At 71.8% G+C, this 17,598-nt stretch carries 21 protein-coding genes and 1 tRNA gene; 8 read left to right on the forward strand and 14 right to left on the reverse strand.

The features are described 5' to 3' along the window. Nucleotides 1-325: 325 nt before the first annotated feature. A complete protein-coding gene (locus tag OM076_RS24115; protein ID WP_270042643.1) occupies nt 326-1,219 on the reverse strand; it encodes a Ppx/GppA phosphatase family protein in 894 nt (297 codons plus the stop codon). Continuing rightward, a complete protein-coding gene (locus OM076_RS24120; protein WP_270042644.1) occupies nt 1,216-2,139 on the reverse strand; it encodes a 2-hydroxyacid dehydrogenase in 924 nt (307 codons plus the stop codon). Before OM076_RS24120 ends, OM076_RS24115 begins: the two co-directional genes overlap by 4 nt. A gap of 30 nt (nt 2,140-2,169) precedes the next feature. Between OM076_RS24120 and OM076_RS24125 the strand changes: the two genes are divergently transcribed. Further along, complete coding sequence (locus OM076_RS24125) at nt 2,170-2,583, forward strand: hypothetical protein (protein WP_270042645.1); 414 nt, start codon at nt 2,170-2,172, stop codon at nt 2,581-2,583. Nucleotides 2,584-2,594: 11 nt separating this feature from the next. Here the strand turns inward: OM076_RS24125 and OM076_RS24130 are convergent, their stop codons facing one another. After that, a complete protein-coding gene (locus OM076_RS24130) occupies nt 2,595-3,341 on the reverse strand; it encodes an SDR family NAD(P)-dependent oxidoreductase (RefSeq protein ID WP_270042646.1) in 747 nt (248 codons plus the stop codon). 40 nt (nt 3,342-3,381) lie between these two features. On the opposite strand from OM076_RS24130, the gene OM076_RS24135 reads away from it, so the two are divergent. Next, nucleotides 3,382-3,780 carry a CoA-binding protein gene (locus OM076_RS24135; protein WP_270042647.1) on the forward strand — a complete coding sequence of 133 codons (399 nt, stop codon included), beginning with the start codon at nt 3,382-3,384 and terminating at the stop codon, nt 3,778-3,780. Nucleotides 3,781-3,805: 25 nt separating this feature from the next. Further along, nucleotides 3,806-3,879, forward strand: a tRNA-Met gene (locus tag OM076_RS24140). 227 nt (nt 3,880-4,106) lie between these two features. On the opposite strand, the gene OM076_RS24145 is transcribed toward OM076_RS24140, so the two are convergent. Next, entirely contained in the window at nt 4,107-4,703 is a 597-nt protein-coding gene (locus tag OM076_RS24145; protein ID WP_270042648.1) for a VOC family protein, read from the reverse strand. A gap of 86 nt (nt 4,704-4,789) precedes the next feature. Here OM076_RS24145 and OM076_RS24150 point away from each other — a divergent pair, with 86 nt between their 5' ends. Beyond that, nucleotides 4,790-5,602 carry a hypothetical protein gene (locus OM076_RS24150; RefSeq protein ID WP_270042649.1) on the forward strand — a complete coding sequence of 271 codons (813 nt, stop codon included), beginning with the start codon at nt 4,790-4,792 and terminating at the stop codon, nt 5,600-5,602. Here OM076_RS24150 and OM076_RS24155 read toward each other — a convergent pair whose 3' ends face one another. Further along, nucleotides 5,603-6,208: a LysE family translocator gene (locus tag OM076_RS24155; protein ID WP_270042650.1), complete on the reverse strand. Its 606-nt coding sequence runs from the start codon at nt 6,206-6,208 to the stop codon at nt 5,603-5,605. A 74-nt stretch (nt 6,209-6,282) separates the two neighbouring features. Between OM076_RS24155 and OM076_RS24160 the strand changes: the two genes are divergently transcribed. Both OM076_RS24160 and OM076_RS24165 read left to right on the forward strand, forming a co-directional pair. Further along, nucleotides 6,283-7,005 carry a hypothetical protein gene (locus OM076_RS24160; protein WP_270042651.1) on the forward strand — a complete coding sequence of 241 codons (723 nt, stop codon included), beginning with the start codon at nt 6,283-6,285 and terminating at the stop codon, nt 7,003-7,005. 25 nt (nt 7,006-7,030) lie between these two features. Continuing rightward, nucleotides 7,031-8,035: a hypothetical protein gene (locus OM076_RS24165; RefSeq protein WP_270042652.1), complete on the forward strand. Its 1,005-nt coding sequence runs from the start codon at nt 7,031-7,033 to the stop codon at nt 8,033-8,035. A 1-nt stretch (nt 8,036) separates the two neighbouring features. Here the strand turns inward: OM076_RS24165 and OM076_RS24170 are convergent, their stop codons facing one another. The 4 genes from OM076_RS24170 to OM076_RS24185 all read right to left on the reverse strand — a co-directional run bounded on the left by OM076_RS24170 (nt 8,037) and on the right by OM076_RS24185 (nt 11,898). Next, on the reverse strand, nt 8,037-8,201 hold the full coding sequence (locus tag OM076_RS24170; RefSeq protein WP_270042653.1) for a hypothetical protein: 165 nt from the start codon (nt 8,199-8,201) through the stop codon (nt 8,037-8,039). Nucleotides 8,202-8,233: 32 nt separating this feature from the next. Further along, nucleotides 8,234-9,514, reverse strand: a complete 1,281-nt coding sequence (locus tag OM076_RS24175) for a patatin-like phospholipase family protein (RefSeq protein WP_270042654.1) — start codon at nt 9,512-9,514, stop codon at nt 8,234-8,236. A 73-nt stretch (nt 9,515-9,587) separates the two neighbouring features. Continuing rightward, entirely contained in the window at nt 9,588-9,911 is a 324-nt protein-coding gene (locus OM076_RS24180; protein WP_270042655.1) for an STAS domain-containing protein, read from the reverse strand. Further along, entirely contained in the window at nt 9,901-11,898 is a 1,998-nt protein-coding gene (locus tag OM076_RS24185) for an ATP-binding SpoIIE family protein phosphatase (protein ID WP_270042656.1), read from the reverse strand. Before OM076_RS24185 ends, OM076_RS24180 begins: the two co-directional genes overlap by 11 nt. 88 nt (nt 11,899-11,986) lie before the next feature. Between OM076_RS24185 and OM076_RS24190 the strand changes: the two genes are divergently transcribed. Then, nucleotides 11,987-12,202, forward strand: coding sequence for a hypothetical protein (locus tag OM076_RS24190; protein ID WP_270042657.1), 216 nt, complete (start codon nt 11,987-11,989; stop codon nt 12,200-12,202). 32 nt (nt 12,203-12,234) lie between these two features. Here OM076_RS24190 and OM076_RS24195 read toward each other — a convergent pair whose 3' ends face one another. From OM076_RS24195 to OM076_RS24210, 4 genes are read right to left on the reverse strand one after another with little or no spacing between them, the layout of a single operon-like run. Then, nucleotides 12,235-12,960, reverse strand: coding sequence for a YcnI family protein (locus tag OM076_RS24195; RefSeq protein WP_270042658.1), 726 nt, complete (start codon nt 12,958-12,960; stop codon nt 12,235-12,237). Next, a complete protein-coding gene (locus tag OM076_RS24200; RefSeq protein ID WP_270042659.1) occupies nt 12,957-14,783 on the reverse strand; it encodes a copper resistance CopC/CopD family protein in 1,827 nt (608 codons plus the stop codon). The genes OM076_RS24195 and OM076_RS24200 overlap by 4 nt, the downstream gene beginning before the upstream one ends. Then, a complete protein-coding gene (locus tag OM076_RS24205) occupies nt 14,780-15,472 on the reverse strand; it encodes a hypothetical protein (RefSeq protein WP_270042661.1) in 693 nt (230 codons plus the stop codon). The genes OM076_RS24200 and OM076_RS24205 overlap by 4 nt, the downstream gene beginning before the upstream one ends. Before the next feature lie 36 nt (nt 15,473-15,508). Then, the gene (locus OM076_RS24210; protein ID WP_270042662.1) at nt 15,509-15,820 is read right to left on the reverse strand and encodes a hypothetical protein; all 312 of its coding nucleotides are present in this window, start codon (nt 15,818-15,820) and stop codon (nt 15,509-15,511) included. A gap of 46 nt (nt 15,821-15,866) precedes the next feature. Between OM076_RS24210 and OM076_RS24215 the strand changes: the two genes are divergently transcribed. Beyond that, nucleotides 15,867-16,199 carry a c-type cytochrome gene (locus OM076_RS24215; protein WP_270042663.1) on the forward strand — a complete coding sequence of 111 codons (333 nt, stop codon included), beginning with the start codon at nt 15,867-15,869 and terminating at the stop codon, nt 16,197-16,199. Between the two features lie 33 nt (nt 16,200-16,232). Here OM076_RS24215 and OM076_RS24220 read toward each other — a convergent pair whose 3' ends face one another. Then, the gene (locus OM076_RS24220; protein WP_270042664.1) at nt 16,233-17,444 is read right to left on the reverse strand and encodes a DEAD/DEAH box helicase; all 1,212 of its coding nucleotides are present in this window, start codon (nt 17,442-17,444) and stop codon (nt 16,233-16,235) included. Between the last annotated feature and the right edge of the window lie 154 nt (nt 17,445-17,598).

The following is a 17,598-nucleotide window of genomic DNA, read 5'->3' on the forward strand; positions in this document are numbered from 1 at the left end:
TTACCCTCGGTCCTGCGGAGGGGATGCGGGTCAACGGACCCGACCCGGCAGGGCCGGGTCGGGGTCCTTAAAAGGCGCCGCCCGCGGCGGGGGCGGGCGGCTACCAAGTGGCCCCGTCAGGACGGGCAGGGGTACGTGCCTTGAGGGGCCTATTGAGTGGTCCAGGCGGCGGGAGGCGCCGATGATGCGGCATCGCCCGGACCTATGTGTCAGAGGACGGCGGCGGGAGGCACGACCGCCCTTCCGACAGGCGTGATTCTCCACCTTCGGCAGTCAGCGGAGCAATCGAACACATGTCCACCGGCTGACCGCTAAATCCTTGACTTCAGGTTCCCTCTGTGGTTGAGCGTGCGAGACCCCAAAGGATGTCGTGCTCGGAGGCTTCAACCTGATCGAGATCGAAGCAATCGATCACTTCTAGCAGGATCGCGATGCCGGCGACGATCACGGAGGCGCGTTCGGGGTCGAGACCCGTTATTCCACGCCGTTCCGCGAGCTTCAGGCCAGCAGTTTGCACGAGCAGTTCGCGCAGGCGTGACGCCGTCAGGATGTGGCCTTCGACGCGGTTCGGGTCGTACTCGTCCAGGCCGAGATCGATGGCCGCGGACTGGGTCGGCGTTCCCGCCACGGCGATCGCGTTCACCCGGATCTCACGCAAACGCACCGGGACGTGCGCCATGAGAATCTCGTGGACGTCGCGCGTGAGGTTTTCGAGCTCGGCGGCGGTCGGCGGGTCGCTGTGCAGATGTCGTTCGGAATGCCGGACCACGCCGATCTGCGTCGAGACATGGAAGCCGGTGCCGCCGAGGACGAGCTCCGTGGACCCGCCGCCGATGTCGATGACGAGAAAATCGCCGTCGCGGCCGTAGGTCGCGCCGGCGTAGGTCAGGCGGGCCTCCTCGTCGCCGCTGAGGATGCGCGGGGCGAAGCCGAGCGCCTCCTCGACGCGGGCGGCGAAGGCGCCGCCGTTGGCCGCGTCGCGGACGGCGGAGGTCATGGCGGCCGCCGCGTGCTCGCACCGGTGCTCTTCGATGGTGGCCCTGAAGCCGGCCAGCACGTCGAGGACGCGCTGCTGGGCGGCGTCGCTGAGCGTCCCGCTGCGGTCCACGCCCTCGCCGAGGCGGGTGACGATCGAGGCGCGGGCGCGTTCCTGGTCGCCCTCGGCGATCAGCAGGCGGGTGGAATTGGTGCCGATGTCGACCGCGGCGACCCGGCTCACGACGCCGGGTGCGGCATCGGCCGGCCGGCCAGCGCCGCGAGCAGGTTGTCGACCGCCATGTCCGCCATGCGCGAGCGGGTGCGGATCGTCGCGCTGCCGACGTGCGGCACCACGAGCAGGTTCGGTGCGCTGAGCAGCGGGTCGTCGGGCGGGAGCGGCTCGGGCACGGTGACGTCGAGGCCGGCGCCGGCGATCTCCCCGCTCGAGAGCGCCTCGCGCAGCGCCACCTGGTCGACCACGCCGCCGCGCGCGGTGTTGATCAGGTAGGCGCCGGGCTTCATCCGCTTGAACTCGGCCGCGCCCATCAGGTGCCGGGTCTCGGCGGTCAGCGGCGTGTGCAGCGAGACGTAGTCGGCCTCCTCGAGCAGCTCCTCGAGCGGGACGCCCGACGAGCGCGAGCTGTGGATGACGTTCATGCCGAAGCCCTCGCCACGGCGCGCCATCGCCTGGCCGATGCGGCCCCAGCCGACGATGCCGAGCGTCATGCCGGCGGTGTCGCCGCCGATCATGTGCGTCGGGTACCAGGGCGCCCATTCGCCGTCGCGGACCTGGCGCTCGCCCTCGCTGACGCGGCGGGCGAGGTTGAGCAGCAGCGCGAACGCGATGTCCGCCGTCGCGTCGGTCAGCACGCCCGGCGTGTTGCCCACGGCGATGCCGCGCTTCGCCGCTTCCTCGAGGTCGATGTTGTCGGTTCCGACCGCGAGGTTGGCGACGGCCTTGACCGACGGGGCGGCATCGAAGAGCTCCGCGTCGACCTTCTCGGTGATGATCGTCAGCAGCGCGTCGGCGTTCGCGGCGCGCTCGAGCAGGACGTCGCGCGGCGGCGGCGCGTTGTCGTCCCAGAGGTCGACCTCGTGCTCGGCTTCCAGTCGTTTCAGCGCGGCAAAGGGGAATGCGCGCGTGATCAAGACCTTTCCCACAGGGCGAATCATGGCGGTTAGGGTCGGCCAATGACCCTTCGCTCCCTCGCCGGTGTGCTCGTCACCGGCCTCGTGCTCGCGCTTGCCTCCCCGGCGCTCGGTGCGAGCGGCATCACGCCGCTGTCCCCGAAGAGTGGCTCCACCGTCCCGGTCGGGATCTCACCCACGTTCAAGATGCGCGTCAAAGGCGCGGGCCAGGTCTGGGTCCACGTCTGCAAGTCCAAGAAGAAGGACTCCGACGGCGTCATCTGCGACGACGAGTCGATCGGCCAGGCCAAGAAGAAGGGCGGCGTCTTCCAGTACAAGCCCAAGTTCTTCGACTACGACGGCTTCTGGCTCAACACCCCGGGCACCTACTACTGGCAGGCCCACCGCATCCAGTGCGAGAACGGCATCGACGACTGCCTCCAGGAAGGCCCGATCGTGAAGTTCAAGGTCGGGTAGGAGCGCCGAGGTCAGTACATCACCGAGCCGGCGGACACGTTGAGGTCCTCGCCGGTGATTGCCGCAGCTGCGTCCGAGCAGAGAAAGCGCACCGCGTTCGCGACGTCCTCGGGCGTCGCGAACCGGCGCAAGGGCGACGCGGAGAGAAAGCGCTCGCGGCCTTCGGGGCCTTGGGCACGGAGGACGCGCTCGAGGCGCTCGCCGTCGACCGGTCCCGGCGAGACGAGGTTGACGCGCACGCCCGACCCGCCGGCATCCCACGCGAGGGTGCGGACGAGGCCGATCAGCCCGGTCTTGGACGCGGCATACGGCGTGCGGCCGGGCAGCGGGCGCTTGCCGGTCATCGAGCCGATCACGACGACGCTCCCGCTGCCGCGCGCGGTCATCGACGGCAGGAACGCCCGGCAGGTCAGGAACACGCCGGTGAGGTTCGCGCGCACGGTCGCGTCCCAGTCCTCCGGCGCGAGCTCCCACAGCGGGACGGTCGGTCCTGCCACCCCCGCGGCCGTCACGACCGCGTCGGGAGCGCCCCAGCGCTCGACGGCGGTCGTGGCGAGGCGTTCCACGGCCTCGACATCGCCCACGTCGGTCGGCAGCGCGAGCGCCTCTCCTCCCGCGGCGCGCACCTCGGCGGCGACGGCCTCGAGCCGCTCGGGCGTCCGCGCGGCGAGCGTCACGCGCGCGCCCTCGCCGGCGAAGGCCAGCGCGATCGCCCGGCCAAGACCCTGCCCCGCGCCGGTCACGACGACATGGCTCATGCCGCGGCGAAGCATGCCACCTCGGCACACTGGTCCGACGATGGACGACGACATCCGCCACGTCCTGACCGAGTACCGCACATGGGCGGTGGTCGGGTGCTCGCCCTCGCCGTTGCGGGACTCCCATCGGATCGCCGCGCTGCTCAAGGCCCGCGGCTACCGCGTGATCCCCGTGAACCCGGCGTGCGACGAGGTCCTCGGCGAGCGCTGTCACCCCGCCCTGGCGGCCGACGAGGGCATCGAGGTCGTCGACCTGTTCCGCCGCTCCTCCGCCGTCTCGCGCCACGTCGACGAGGCGATCGCGATCGGCGCCAAGGCGGTCTGGATGCAACTCGGGGTGATCGACCACGACGCCGCCGAACGAGCCCGCGCGGCGGGCCTCCGCGTCGTGATGAACCGGTGCCCCGCCATCGAGCTTCCCCGCCTTGAAGGCCGTTAACCCGCTGCTATTGTCTTCTGTCCGCCGCGGGGTGGAGCAGCCAGGTAGCTCGTCGGGCTCATAACCCGAAGGTCGCAGGTTCGAATCCTGCCCCCGCTATTCGAAAGCCGCCTCTCGCCAGGCGGCTTTCGTGTTTCTCGGGACGGGCTACGGAGCCAGAAAGCGCGTTCGCACGCGCGCCGATCACCCCGCCCACGGCAACGCGGCACGTGGGATGGTGAGCGAGCGTCGACTTTCGTGAGCAGAGCGCGAGAAACTCGACGCTCGCGTCGCGAGCGCGAACCTGATCAAGACCCGCGCACGGGCCCTCAAACGCGCACGGTCGGCTATGGCGACGGGAACGAGTACGGGTTCGCCGGGGCGCGGTTCTCCGAGAGGGTGCCGCGGGAGCGCAGGACGAGGTTCTCGATCGCGTCGGCGACGTGGATCGGCAGGATGTTGCGGTCGCCCTGGTCGACGCGGAGCTTGTGCGCCTCGAACAGGACGTCGGCGTGGGTGTGGCCGGCGGGGGGCTCGAAGCGGTAGGAGGCGAGCTCGATCAGCAGGCCGAGCGGGTCCTTGAAGTAGATCGAGTCCATGAACCCGCGGTCCTTGACGCCGCTGTGGTCGATGCCGCGCTCGTCGAGGCGCTCGACCGCCTGGCGGAAGGTCGCGTTGGAGAGGGCGAAGGCGATGTGGTGGACGCAGCCCGGGTCGGTGGGGGTGCGGTCCGGGGTGCCGGTGCGGTCCTCGTTGGTGAAGATCGTGATCAGGCGGCCGTCGCCCGGGTCGAAGTAGAGGTGGCTCTCGGCGGCGTTGTCGAGGTTGGGCTGCTCGAAGATGAACGGCATCCCGAGCACGCCTTCCCAGAAGTCGATCGACGTCTGGCGGTCGGCCCCGACGATCGTGATGTGGTGCACACCCTGGCTCTGGAGCTTGCGCATTTGAGCGCGAAGGTACAGGGTCGGGTGACGCGGTTCACTCCGGAAGGTGGTTGACGACGGCGCCTCGCGCGCCGAGGATCATGGGTATGGGTGAGCGTGACGCGTTCGGACGTGAGAAGGGCGAGGATCCGCTCGCCGGTTTGGGCTGGAGCAGTTCAGCGGGAACCCCGACCCCGACCCCGGTGACGCCGACCCCGCAGCCGGCCTCGGTCTCGACGCCGGGCCCGACGATGACCGCGGGCGAGCCGCTGACCGGCGGCGACGCCGGCACCGGCGGCGCACCCGCCTGGACGCCCGGCCCGCAGGCGAGCTACACGCGCCGCCGCCGGCGCCGTGCGCGCGGGATCATCGTGCCGCTCGTGATCATCGGCTTCGTCGCGGTCGCCATCGGCGGCGCCACCACGGCGTTCAATGCCGGCAACGACGCGCTCAACAACTTCTCGAACTCGATCGAGCAGGCGACCAAGAACGATCCGACGAGCACGAGCAACTCGCCGTCCTCCCCCGGCACGTCGCTGACGCAGTCCGCCGCGCTGAAGGCCGCGCTCGCCAAGCTCCCCGCCGGCGACCTGCAGCTGCTGCGCCTGGCTCCCGACCGCATCAACGCCAACGTGATCGTCAAGGGCAAGCTGCACGTCGTCCAGGTCGACGCCGGCGGTGAGGTCAACGACGTCTCGACGCCGGCCACGGGCGGCGGCACCGGCACGATCAAGGTCAACAGCGTCGCGCCCAGCCGGATCATCAAGACCGCGACCAAGCGCACGGGCCGCAGGCCGTCGAGCGTCAGCTACCTGGTCCTAATCCACATCCTCGGCAAGGACGAGTGGCAGTTGTACTTCGACGACGGCACCCACTTCTCGGCCAGCGCGAACGGCAAGAAGGTCCATCGCGTCGGCTGATCAGCCCGGCGAGAGCGCGGTGAAGGCGCCGAGGCCCAGGTAGGCCACGCCGCTCACCCGCTTCAGCCGCGTTCCCCGCCGGGCCCGCGCCGCCACCGCCGCCGCGAGCAGCGCGTAGGCGCCGTCGCTGAGCGTCGCCAGCATGACGAAGCACAGCCCCAGTACGAGCGTCTGCAGCGCGACCGAGCCCGCGGCCGGGTCGATGAACTGCGGCAGGAACGCGAGGAAGAACATCGCGGTCTTCGGGTTCAGCGCGTCCACCAGGACGCCCTGGCGGAAGAGCCGGCGCGAGGATCCGCGCGTCGCACCCGCCTCCCCGACGCCGCCCCGCAACGCCCGCACACCCAGCACGAGCAGGTACGCCGCGCCCGCGAGCTTGACCGCCAGCAGCGCGTGCGGAGAGGCGGTGACGAGCGCGGAGAGCCCGGCGGTCGCGGCGAGCACGTGCAACAGCGCCCCGCTCTCCACGCCGAGCATCGACACGAGTCCGCCCCGGCGGCCGTGCTCGAGCGTCCGCGCGACGATGAACAGCACCGACGGGCCGGGGATCAACAGCAGCGCCATCGTGGCGGCCGCGAAGAAGGCGAGGGTCGAGGTGGCGGGCATGCGGACGATGCTCCGGTAGCCGCGCGGTCACCACATGAGTGAGGACCCTGAACCCGACCCCTAACCTGACCCCGATGGAGGATCTACTCGCGCTCGCGCGGACCCTTCCGGACGACGGCGACGTCGACCGGTTCCTGGAGGCGCTCGCGACCGCCGACGACGAGCGCTACGACGAGCTGCTGGACGCGCTCGACCGGTCGCGCACCGGAGAGATCGTCGCGCGGGTGATGCCCCGCCTCCCGGACGCTTCGCCGGACGCCCGCGTGGGCGCGGCGGAGCTCTTCGACAACCTCGACATCCCGATCAAGGCCTGCCTGATGGGCGAGGACCTCAACGTGATGCTCGCGTTCGACCTTCCCGGCGGCGTGATGTTCGTCCCGGAGGACTGGGGCGACGAGCGCTCGTTCATCGCCGCGCTCACCCGCGTGCGCACCGAGCCGGGGCTCCAGCTCGACCGTCACGAGGTGCAGCTCGGCGACGACGTCGCCCCGCTCTTCGTGCTGCACGGGCAGTCGTTCTTCACCGCCACCCACGCGCTGTGGGCGGACGAGTTCGACCCGCCGGCGGCGCCCTACGGCACGCTCGTCGCCGTCCCGACCCACCACGCCGTGCTCGCGCACCCGATCCGCGACGCGCGCGTGCGCGGTGTGATCGAGCCGATGCTGGAGCTCACCCGCTCCGCCGCCGAGCAGGGCGAGCCCGTCAGCACCCGCCTGTACTGGCTGCGCGACGGGCGCCTGGAGGCCGTCGACGCGACGGGCGAGTTCGCGGACCTACTCGAACGACTGTCGAACTGAGCGAAAGCGGCCTACCTTTCGGCCCGTGACCGCCTGGGCCACCGATCTCGAGTTCGCGTACGACCACGGTCACCTGTACGTGGTCGACGCGGAGAGCCACTGGAGCGAGGCCGAGGTCGACATGCGGATGCCGCGCAGCGCGAACTTCTTCGTGCCGCTGCGGGTGGAGGGCTGGGGCGGCCGGCCGCCGCTGGACCTCGACGCGTGGGACCACGTCACGGAGTTCTCGCTGACCGTGCCGTCCGGCAAGCTCGCGCTGGCGTCGGCGGGGATCGACGAGGTGACCGTCGGCATCGCGCCCGGCGCCTACCGGGCGCGCTGGAGCGGACGCAACCTGAGCGCCGCGGCCACGTGGGAGCGCCCGGACGAGAACGCGCCGGACGCCTACCGCCTGCAGATCTGGCCCGGGCCGAGCGAGGCGCCGCGCGCCGACATCAAGCACTGGGAGGGCGTGCGGCACAGCGAGCTGGGAGACCTCCCGGCGCTGTTGGCCGACGAGCAGCTCGACGCGCTCGGCGCGATCGTCGGCACCGACCGCACCGGCGACGGGCTCACGCTCAGCGTGCGCCTGGCCGGCTCCGGCCGCCGCGTGTGGGATCGGACGATCCGCGCCGACGGCGTCGTGCGCTGGGTCGCGTCCAGCAGCCGCTTCCACCGCGCCGGGCTGCACACCGAGCATCCCGGCCTGCTGCCCTACACCGACGACTTCGGCGGGCTGTCGTTCCGCGGCCGCGCTGAGGACCCGTCGCGGCTCGCCCACGCGCTGCGCGCCGCGCACGAGGAGCTCGCGGGCCGCTACGTCAGCTTCGAGTCCGTCGTGAACGCGTTCCTCGGCGTCGAGGCGCTGCTCGAGCTGGGCTTCGGCCAGCTCGCCAACGGCCCGGTCACGCTGCTGCGGCGCTACGCCGAGGTGGCGGAGGCGCACGGCGTCTCCACGCGGCTCACGCAGACGGGCCCGGGCCGCGGAGGCCTTTGCCTGCTCGAGCTCGGCGAGACCTACGTGGTCGCCGAGCGGTTCACCGCGTCCTAACTCAGTCCCGGTGCGTGCGCGCGAGGTCGTTCTCGCGCTTCTCGCCCCTGGCCTGGATGATCGCGTAGACGATCAGGCCCTGGACGAGCACGGGGAAGAGCACGACCCAGATGAACAGCGAGACGAGCGTGACGTTCAGCGCGTAATCGGCGAGCAGTGGTGCCATCGGGAGGGAAATCTAGCTCATCCGGCGCGCAGCTAGCGTCTCCTCAACGCGCGGAACTCGTCGAGGGCGATCGTGTCCGTGGACTGATCGGCGGTCTCGAAGCCTGCGGCGGCGGCGTCGGCCGACCAGAAGCCGGGATGGTCGGCGAGCCAGCGCTTGGCGTCGGCGCGTCCGGCCTGCAGCAGGCGCTCGATGAAGACCTCGTCGAAGAGCACGAACGAGAGCAGCTCGCCGCGCGACTGCGCGCGGCCGCCGCCCAGCAGCCGGGCCAGCAGCGCGAAGTCGGGGGAGCGCAACCCGCGCAGACCGCCGTAGCGCTCCTGGAAGACCGCCTCGGCCAGCGCGCCGATCTCCCCGCGACGCGACGGCGCCACCAGCGCGTAGGAGATCCGGCGATACGGCGGACGGCCGTGGGCCTCGCGGTAGGCGCGGGCGGCGCGCGAGGTGCCGGTGGTGGGCGACTCGGCGAAGAAGGCATTGACCGCGAGCATCCGGCGGACGTCGTGGGCGACCTGGTCCAGCAGCAGCCCGTCGAGGGCGTTGGCGGCGACGTCGGCCAGCCGTGGGAGGCGACCCGGCACCGCCGCGGGACGTTCCGCCGCGAGCGGCTCGTAGCCGACGACGATCACCCGCTCCGCGCCGAGCGCGAGAGCAGGGGCGATCGGCGCGTTCAGGCGGGTCGCGCCGTCGACGTAGTGGCCGCTGGCGCCGAGCGGCGCGGTCACCTCGACCGGCGGGAACAGCATCGGAATCGCCGCCGACGCGCGCACGTGCTGGCCCTCCAGGCGGGTGTGCACGTAGTGGATCTCGCGATCCGACCGCGGCGGCGCGGCCGCGCTCTCGACGAACCCGACGGGCAGCCCGCGCTCGAGCGACGTCGCGACGACGCAGACCGCGTGCATCAGGCCGCAGGCGACGTTGGCGTGCAGCGCATCCCAGTCGATCCAGCGCTCCAGGCTGCGCGCCAGCGGCGAGGGATCGAGCACCGACGCCGCGCGCATCCCAGGCAGCTCGAGCACCTCGCCCGCCAGCCGCAGCAGCCCCAGGCCCGTCCCGACGCCGATCACCGGTGAGATCACGCTCGACTTGCGCACCGAGCGCCAGTGCTCGAGGAACGTCTCCGCCTGCTCGGCCGCCGGCTTGGCCGCGACCGCGCCCGCGACCGCCGCGTTGATCCCGCCGACGCTCGTCCCGCACACGATCTCGACCCGCTCGCCGCGCGCCTCCAAGGCGGGGATCAGCACGGACAGCGCGCCCGCCTCATAGGCGCCGCGCGCGCCCCCGCCGGGCAGGACGAGACCGATCTGGGGCACTGCGTGCAAGGGTCGCGCGGCGACGCCGGTGCCCGTGTGGCCAGCGGGCCAAGATGTGCCGGCCGCCGGTCGACTAAGCGGCCAGGTCTTCGAGCGCGGCTTCGCGGCTCGCGTAGAGCGCCAGCAGCCGGTCCACACCGCGGAAGCGGAAGATCGACGGCGGCTCTCCCTGCGCCAGCACCAGCGCGACGCGCCCACCGTGCTTGCGGGCGCGGGCGGACGCGGTGAGCAGCGACGAGAGACCGGAGGAGTCGATGAACGTGACGTCGGTCAGATCGACCACGAGGTTGTGGGCACCCGCGGCGAAGGCCTGGTCGAGCTCGCGGTCGAAGCCGCGCACGTTGGAGAACGTCACCTCGCCGCGCACCGGCACGACGGTCGTGGACTCAGGCGTCATCGGCGCGCTCCAGTTCCAGCCACATCCGGTGGCGCTCTCCCCGCTCCGCGCCCCAGCGCACCGCGCAGCGGTCGACGAGGTAGAGGCCCCAGCCGCCGGGACCCTCGGGCGCGGCGACCGGCCGCTCGGGCAGCTCGAAGCCGGTGCCCTCGTCGAGCACGCTCAGATGGACCCGGTCGGCCGTCAGCCGCAGCTGGATCTCGACCGTTCCGGCGGCGACGCCGGTGTGGCGGACGGCGTTGGCGACCAGCTCCGTCGCCAGCAGCCGCAGGTCCTGCGCGAGGCGCGGGCCGAGCTCCTCGGCGAGCGGCGCGAGCGCGGCGGCGACGTCGCGCGCGGCGTGCGGGGTCGCCGCGAAGCGCTCGGACACGCGCGGCCTGGCGGTGACCTGCACGGCGAGGCAGGCGATGTCGTCGCGGGGGTTGCCGCCCGCGTTGGCGACCGCGGTGGCCTCGAGGTGGGCGACGACCGGGCCGGGGCCGCCGGCGGCGCGCTCGGCGACCAGAGCCCCGAGGTCCTCCTCGGTGAGGATGAGCCGCGGCGCGGCGGCCTCGGTGACGCCGTCGGTGTAAAAGGCCAGCAGGTCGCCGGGAGCGAGCTGGAGCGCCACCTCGGGCAGGTCCGGCCGCTCGATGATGCCCAGCGGCGTGCCGACGTCCCCGAGCGGTGTGGCGTGGCCACCGATCCAGGCGATCGGCAGCGGATGCCCCGCCGTGGTCAGCTCGATCCGCGCCCCTTCGTCGTTGAACTCGAGGCGGGCGAGGGCGACGGTCACGAAGCCGGGGGCGCGCTGGCGCAGGAGCGCGTCGTTGAGGCGGGCGAGCAGGTAGCTCGGGCGCAGCCCGGCGACGGCGTGCGCGCGCAGCGTGTAGCGGGCGAGCGCGGTGACCGCGGCGGCCTGCGGGCCCTTGCCGCAGACGTCCCCGACGACCAGCGCCCAGCTTCCGTCGCTCTGGCGGAAGACGTCGTAGAAGTCGCCGCCGACCTCGTTCCCCTCGCCCGCCGCTCGGTAGCTGGCGGCGAGCTCCAGGCCCGCGATCTGCGGCAGGTGGGGCGGGAGCAGCGCGCGCTGCAGCGTCTGCGCGGTGCGGGTGCGCTCCTGGTACAGGCGCGCGTTCTCGATCGCGATCGCCGACTGCGCCGCGATTCCGGCGACCATGTGCTCGTCCTCGTCGGAGAACATGCCGGGCTCCGGATGGCCGAAGAAGAGCCCGCCCGCGACCTCGCCGTCGGACGTGACGACCGGCACGGCGAGGTAGCTGCGCACGGGCAGGTGACCCTCCGGCATGCCGTGGTACGGCGCGCTGCGGCCGTAGCGGGGGTCCTTGCGCACGTCGTCGAGCCGGACGACGCCCTCACCATTGAACGTGGGGCCGAAGATCTCGGTGTTGCGCGGCATCGGGAAGCGCTCGAAGGCGCTGCGGTCGACGCCCGACAGCGTGTAGAGCATGTACGCCTCGCCGGCGTCGGAGATCACGTTGTAGAAGAAGGCGCCGAACGCGGCGGGGGTGAGCTCGCGGGCCGCATCGGTGGCGAGCTGGACGATCTCGCGCAGGTCCAGTCGCCCTGCGATCGCGCTGCCGACCCGCTGGAGCGCCTCCGCGCGCTGCTTCTCGCGCAGCAGTCGCCGGCCCGTCTCCTCGGCCTCCACGCGCGCCGCGTGCTCGCGCTTGAGCAGCTCCAGCGTCTCGATCGCGTTGGCCGCCATCTGCGCGAGCTGGATCACGATCGCCTCGTCCTCGGGCGTGAAGTCCGTGTCCTTGTCCCACAGCTCGATCATGCCGAGGCTCGTCCCGTCGCGGGCGATCAGCGGCGTGACCAGACGCGGACCCGCCGGACCGCCGTTGGAGTCGCGGCGGGCGACGCCCTGACGCGCGCCGATCACGTCCCGCGCCGCCTTGGCGACGATCGCCAGCACGTCGTCGTCGGTCGCGGCCGCCGTGACCGCGCGGGCGGCATCGGCGAGCGATCGGAGCGGGTCGCTCATCGGTGAGGATCGTAATGATGCCGCCGGCTACTGGGGCTAGCCACCGAACGCCGTCCAGCGCGCGGGTGGGCGTGGCATCATGAAAGAGATGAGCGACCTCGAGCGCCGCGGCGGATCCCGCATGACCCGAAAGCAGCGCGAAAAGCGCGCCTATCGCCTCGTCCTGGCGACGGGGACCTTCGGTTTGATCGGCGTCGCGGGCATTCTGCTCGCGATCGTGACGAGCCTCGGCGCCTTCTGGCCGATCGTCTCGCTGATCATCGCGGCGATCTGCTTCGTGATCCTGCGCCGCTCGGTGCGCTGAGCACGCACCGAGCGGGGGCCTGACGCGACGCGCTACGCCAGGCTCTTGGCGCGGCGTCCGGACATGACGCCGAACACGCCCACGATCAGGCCGAGCGCGCCCACGATCAGCGCCACGATCGCGAGGCCGTTGGACGAGCCGCCATCGTCGCTGCTGGACGCCGCCGGCGTGGCCGTGGCGGCGGCCTGAGTGGCCGCGGGAGTGGCGGCGGGAGCCGCGCCGGACTCGTCGGCCGCGGCGGTGACCGACACGGTCGGGGCCGGGTTGTCGGAGCTCTCCGCGCCGATCCAGCGGACGACTTCCTTGTTGGAGTAGGTCTGCAGGGCCTTGAAGGTCAGCGTGTCGCCGGCCTTGCCGGGGATCTGGACCGAGAGGCCGAAGTCCTCGAAGCCGCCCGGCGGGATCGCGTCGGCGGCGGACTTCGCCGTCCACGTGATCGTGTTGACGCCCTCGGTGACCTCGCCGTCGTCGGTCTGGACCGGTTTGGCGAGCTTCTTCTTGGTCACCTTGATGTCCCACCCCGGATTGGCCTCGAAGGAGGCGTCCGCGAAGCCCTCGGGGAACTGGACGACGATCTTGTTGGTGCTGGCGTCGTCGCGCTCGTTGGGGACGCGGACGTCGAGGCGGGTGAAGCTGCCCGCGGCGGCCGTGTTCGGCTGGACGGTGACGTGGGCGTCGGCTGCAGCCGGGACGACGAGCGCGAGGGCGGCGGTGGTGAGCAGTGCGGTCTTGAGCATGTGGGTCCTCCCTGCGCTCATTGGATCGGAACGGTGAAGCGGGTCTGGTACTGGTCGAAGTCCGACACGCGGTCGGTGACCGAGATGATCCATTTGCCCTTCACGGACAGGGTCGCGCCGTCGACGACGTAGTGGCCGGGGCCGGCGACGTGCGAGTTCAGCGTCAGCGGCGGCACGTTCTTGGACGGCATCGCGGCGGTCACGTCGAGCTCCTTCGTCTGCTCGAACGCGGCGCCGGTCTTGCGATCGAAGAGGTACAGGTGCAGCTGGTTGGGGCCGACCTTCGCGGGGTCGACGGTGACCTCCAGCCGTGCGGGCCCGATGATCGCGGTCGTGGCGTACGGGCCGCTGGACTCCGCGACCGACGGCGCATAACTCGAGAGCGCGCCCGTGACGGCGATCGCCGTCAGGCCGAGCAGGAACTCAAGGCGCAACGTGCGCCGCAGCAGGACGCCCGCCTTGCCGGGCGTGGAGTCATCCGCGGCCGCCTTGCGCAGCTCGGGCAGGATCTCCTGGCGGTTGATGTAGCCCAGCGCGATGATCGCGACCGCGACCATGACCTTGATCAGGACGGCGCGGCCGAAGGCGCTGTCCAGCAGCGCCGGGAAGCTGCGGACCTCGACGATCGCCTGGACGACGCCGGAGAGCAGCAGCACGGGCAGCGCGATGCTGGCGATCGCGCTGAAGCGCCCGACGACGCCCGCGAGCAGCGGCGTCCGCTGATCGGGCTCGAGCTCCGCGGTCGCGGCCCGCAGCGCGAACACGAGCACCGCGATCCCGCCGAGCCACGCGCTCATCGCGAGCACGTGCAGCAGGTTCGCGGGGAGCAGGATCGCCACCGGCGACTGCACGCTCGTGTGGCCGCCGAAGCTCGGCAGCAGCACGAGGGCGAACAGCGGGACCGAGAGGGCGACGAGGTGCGGCGTGGAGACGGGCACGGCCGCGCGGGCCGGCGCGGGGATGGTGGCCGCGGCGCCGCTCGGCGCCGTCCCGCGGGCCGAGGCGGCGCCGCCCGCCAGGACCAGCGCGGGCTCGCCCTCAGGTGGCGGGTCGACGACGCGTGGCTCGCCGCGCGGCCGCAGCGGCTTCGTCGCGAGGACGATCAGCGCGATGATCCAGAGCGCGGCGCCGATGCCCCACGCGCGGCCGAAGCGGGTCCCGAGGACCTCTTTGATCGTGTCCGGGCGGGCGGCGGACCAGAACGTGGCGCCCTCGCCGACGGCGCCCTGAAGCGCGAGCGCGGCGACGGCGGAGACGACACCCAGGATCCCCGCGACCAGCAGGAGTCGCTCGAGCTTGGCGATGAACGGCCGCGAGGTGACGCCGAGGCGGCGCCAGCACGCGAGGAAGAAGATCAGCGTGCCGAGGCCGAGCGCGATCGCGGCGTACTGCAGCGCGCGGGCGACGCCCAGCGCGGCGGTGGTGATCTTGCCCGACTTGCTGCCGGTGGCGAGGAGCTGATCGAGCGACTCCGACGGCGCGGACGCCTCGCCGACGGTGAAGACGAAGCCGGAGGAGACGACGTGGCCGTCGGCGGAGACGACCCGGTAGGTGGCCGTGTAGGTGCCGTCGCCGAGGCCGGGCTTGAGCTTGACCGCGATGTCGGCGCCCTTGCCGCCCGGGTGGAACGCCTTGCCGGTCTGGACCTCCTGGCCTTTGGAGTCGAAGATCCGCAGCGCGCCGAAGCTCGCCTCGACCGATTCGTCGAAGCGGAACGTGACCTCGGCGGGCGGCTTGTCCAGCTTGGCCCCGCGTTGCGGGACGGTCTGTTGCAGCGTCGCGTGGGCGAGGGCGGAGGCGGGCAGCAGCGCGAGCGCGACGAGCGCCAGCGCGATCGCTCTCACCACGCCTCCACGACCTCCTTCTTCTTCTGCGGGGCGCCGCCGTCTCCGCCGCCGTCGCCGTCGCCGTCGGCACGGCGCCGGCGGATGATGAAGACGGCGATCGACAGGGCGATCAGCAGCGCGGCGAAGGCGAAGATCGCGCCGACCGGCAGGCCGCCCTCGTCGAGCGGGACCCACGTCAGCGTGCCGGCGATGGTGCCCTTGTCGCCGGCGACCTGGATCGGCACGGTCCAGTTGTCGATCTTGGTCTTGACGCTCTTGTCCTTGAGGTTGGGCGGGTCGCTCTTGCCCATCCAGTGCGCACGATGGTCGTGCCATTCAAAGCGCGAGCTGCGCGAGAGCTGCTTCCACTTGGGCTCGCTGCCGAGGCCCTTCGGCACCGACGTCTCGCCCAGGCGATCCTCGTTGAGGTAATACGCCTCGGAGTTCGTGTTGACCTGGACCGTGCCGTCCTTGAGCAGCTGCGCGTACGGCTTGTTCTGGTAGTCCAGGATCGTGATGTCCTGACCGCTCGTGTTGTGCATGAGCAGCCGGTCATCGAAGTTCAGGACCGAGACGTCGACGCCCTTGACGGCGGGCGTGACCGACGTGACGAGCGAGCGGTAGTGGGGATTGCCCTGGTGGGCGAGGGCCACGGGCGCGCTGAGCAGGAGCGCGACGACCGCGGCGCCGAAGGCGAGGGTCCGCAAGGGGACCTCCTTACATGTGCTGGGAGGAAAGACGGTCTAGGCGAGGTGAAGCGCCGCGACCGGCGGTCCACGAAGCTGCCGCGTGCTGCGCTCCAGCAGCGAGCCGAGCGGGCGCTCGAGCACGGGCGACCAGCGCCGCGCGAGCGGCCGCAGCCGGACCGGCTCCTTCCGGCGCCGGGCGAGGATCGCGTCCTCGCCGATGAAGCGCCCGCTGAGCAGCAGCCCGAACAACAGCAGGATCGGCCCGCCGTAGAACACGAGCTCCTGCATCCCTGTCAGCCCCTGCACAGCGGCGAGCACCAGCGCGGCGCAGCCGAGAATGACCAGGAGTGCACGGGGCGTGCGCATGCGCTGCCTAATGTAGACGGAGGTTGACGCGAGGTACAGTGCGCGCGTGAAGCTCCGTCTATCCCTTGCTGCGGTCCTCGTCGCCTTCGTCGCCGGGTGCGGCGGCTCGAGCGGGGAATCCAACACGCCCGCGCCCGCCTCCGACTCCGGCGGGAAGCAGCTCTTCACCGACAACTGCTCCAGCTGCCACACCTTGGCCGCCGCGGGCGCCACGGGCCAGGTCGGCCCGAACCTCGACCAGCTGCGGCCGGGCCCGGACCTCGTCACGCGCCAGGTCAACAGCGGCGGCGGTGCGATGCCCTCCTTCAAGGGCAAGCTGACCGACGCGCAGATCAAGCAGATCGCGGACTACGTCTCCGCGAACGCCGGCAAGTCGTAGTAGGGGCGCGGCCGGAGCCGCGCCCGTTCCGCGCTAGCGGGTGGTGCGGGGGCGGCCGCCGTTGCCGCGGGTGCGGCGGCGGCGGGCGCCGGGGCTGGGCGCCGTGGTGTGGGGGCGGGCGGTGGCCGGGGCGAGGCCCGCGCGCTCGAACTGGTGGTGCAGGCTCAGGGCGGCGGCGATCTTGCCGACGTCGCGGGCCTGTTCGGCCTCGACGAACGTGATGCCGATGCCCGTCTTGCCCGCGCGGCCGGTGCGGCCGATGCGGTGGACGTAGGACTCGCGGTCGTCCGGGGCGTCGAAGTTGATCACGTGCGAGATGCCGGTGACGTCGATGCCGCGGGCGGCGACGTCGGTGGCGACGAGGGTGTCGACCTTGCCCGAGCCGAACTCGGCCAGGGCGCGCTCACGCTGGTTCTGGGACTTGTTGCCGTGCATGGCGACGGCGCGGACGCCTTCGTTGCCCAGCCGCTTGACCAACCGGTCGGCGCCGCGCTTGGTGCGCACGAAGACGAGGGCGAGGTCGCGGTCCTCGGCGCGGAGCTCCTCGACCAGCGCGCGGATGCGCGTGTCGCGGTCCACGGCGCGGAAGCGGTGCTCGATCTCGGCCTTGTGCTCGGCCGGCGGGCGGTGCTCGTGGCGGACCGCGTCCTGCGTGTAGTCGGACGCGATGCGGCCGACCTCGCCGTCGAGCGTGGCCGAGAAGAAGAGGGTCTGGCGATCCTGCGGGACCTGGCGGACGATGCGGTCGACGGCGGGGCGGAAGCCCATGTCGAGCATGCGGTCGGCCTCGTCCAGGACGAGGATCTCGACGTTCGAGAGCGAGATCGAGCGGCGCTGGAGCAGGTCCTCGAGGCGACCCGGCGTGGCCACGACGATGTGGGCCGCACGGGCGTTCTTGGTCTGCTTCTCGAAGCCGACGCCGCCGTAGACGGCGGCGACGTTGATGCCGCGGGCCTCGGCCATCGGCCGCGACTCCTCGACGATCTGGCTCACGAGCTCACGCGTCGGCGCGAGGATGAGCGCGGAGATCTTGCGGACCTTCGGGTCGAGCACGTCGATGATCGGCGCGGCGAAGGCGATCGTCTTGCCCGAGCCCGTGGGGCTCTTGGCGAGCACGTCGACCCCATCGAGGACGTCCTCGATGACGAGCGCCTGGATGGCGAAGGGATTGGTGATGCCTCGGTCGGCGAGCGCGCCCACGACAGGCTGCGACAGGCCGAGTTCGGCAAAGGACTTCTGTGACAAAGCTTGGTACTCCTTGGCGGCGCTGAGAGCGGCCGTAAACGATTCGGGAGGCTTGGCTGAACCCGAACCGCCCGGATGGCGGGACTCAAGAGCGCGCGAACCTCGCGGGCAGCCGAATGCCACCCGTTGCAACTACGTTAGCAGCGACTCACTC

The sequence above is a fragment of the Solirubrobacter ginsenosidimutans genome (assembly GCF_027587205.1).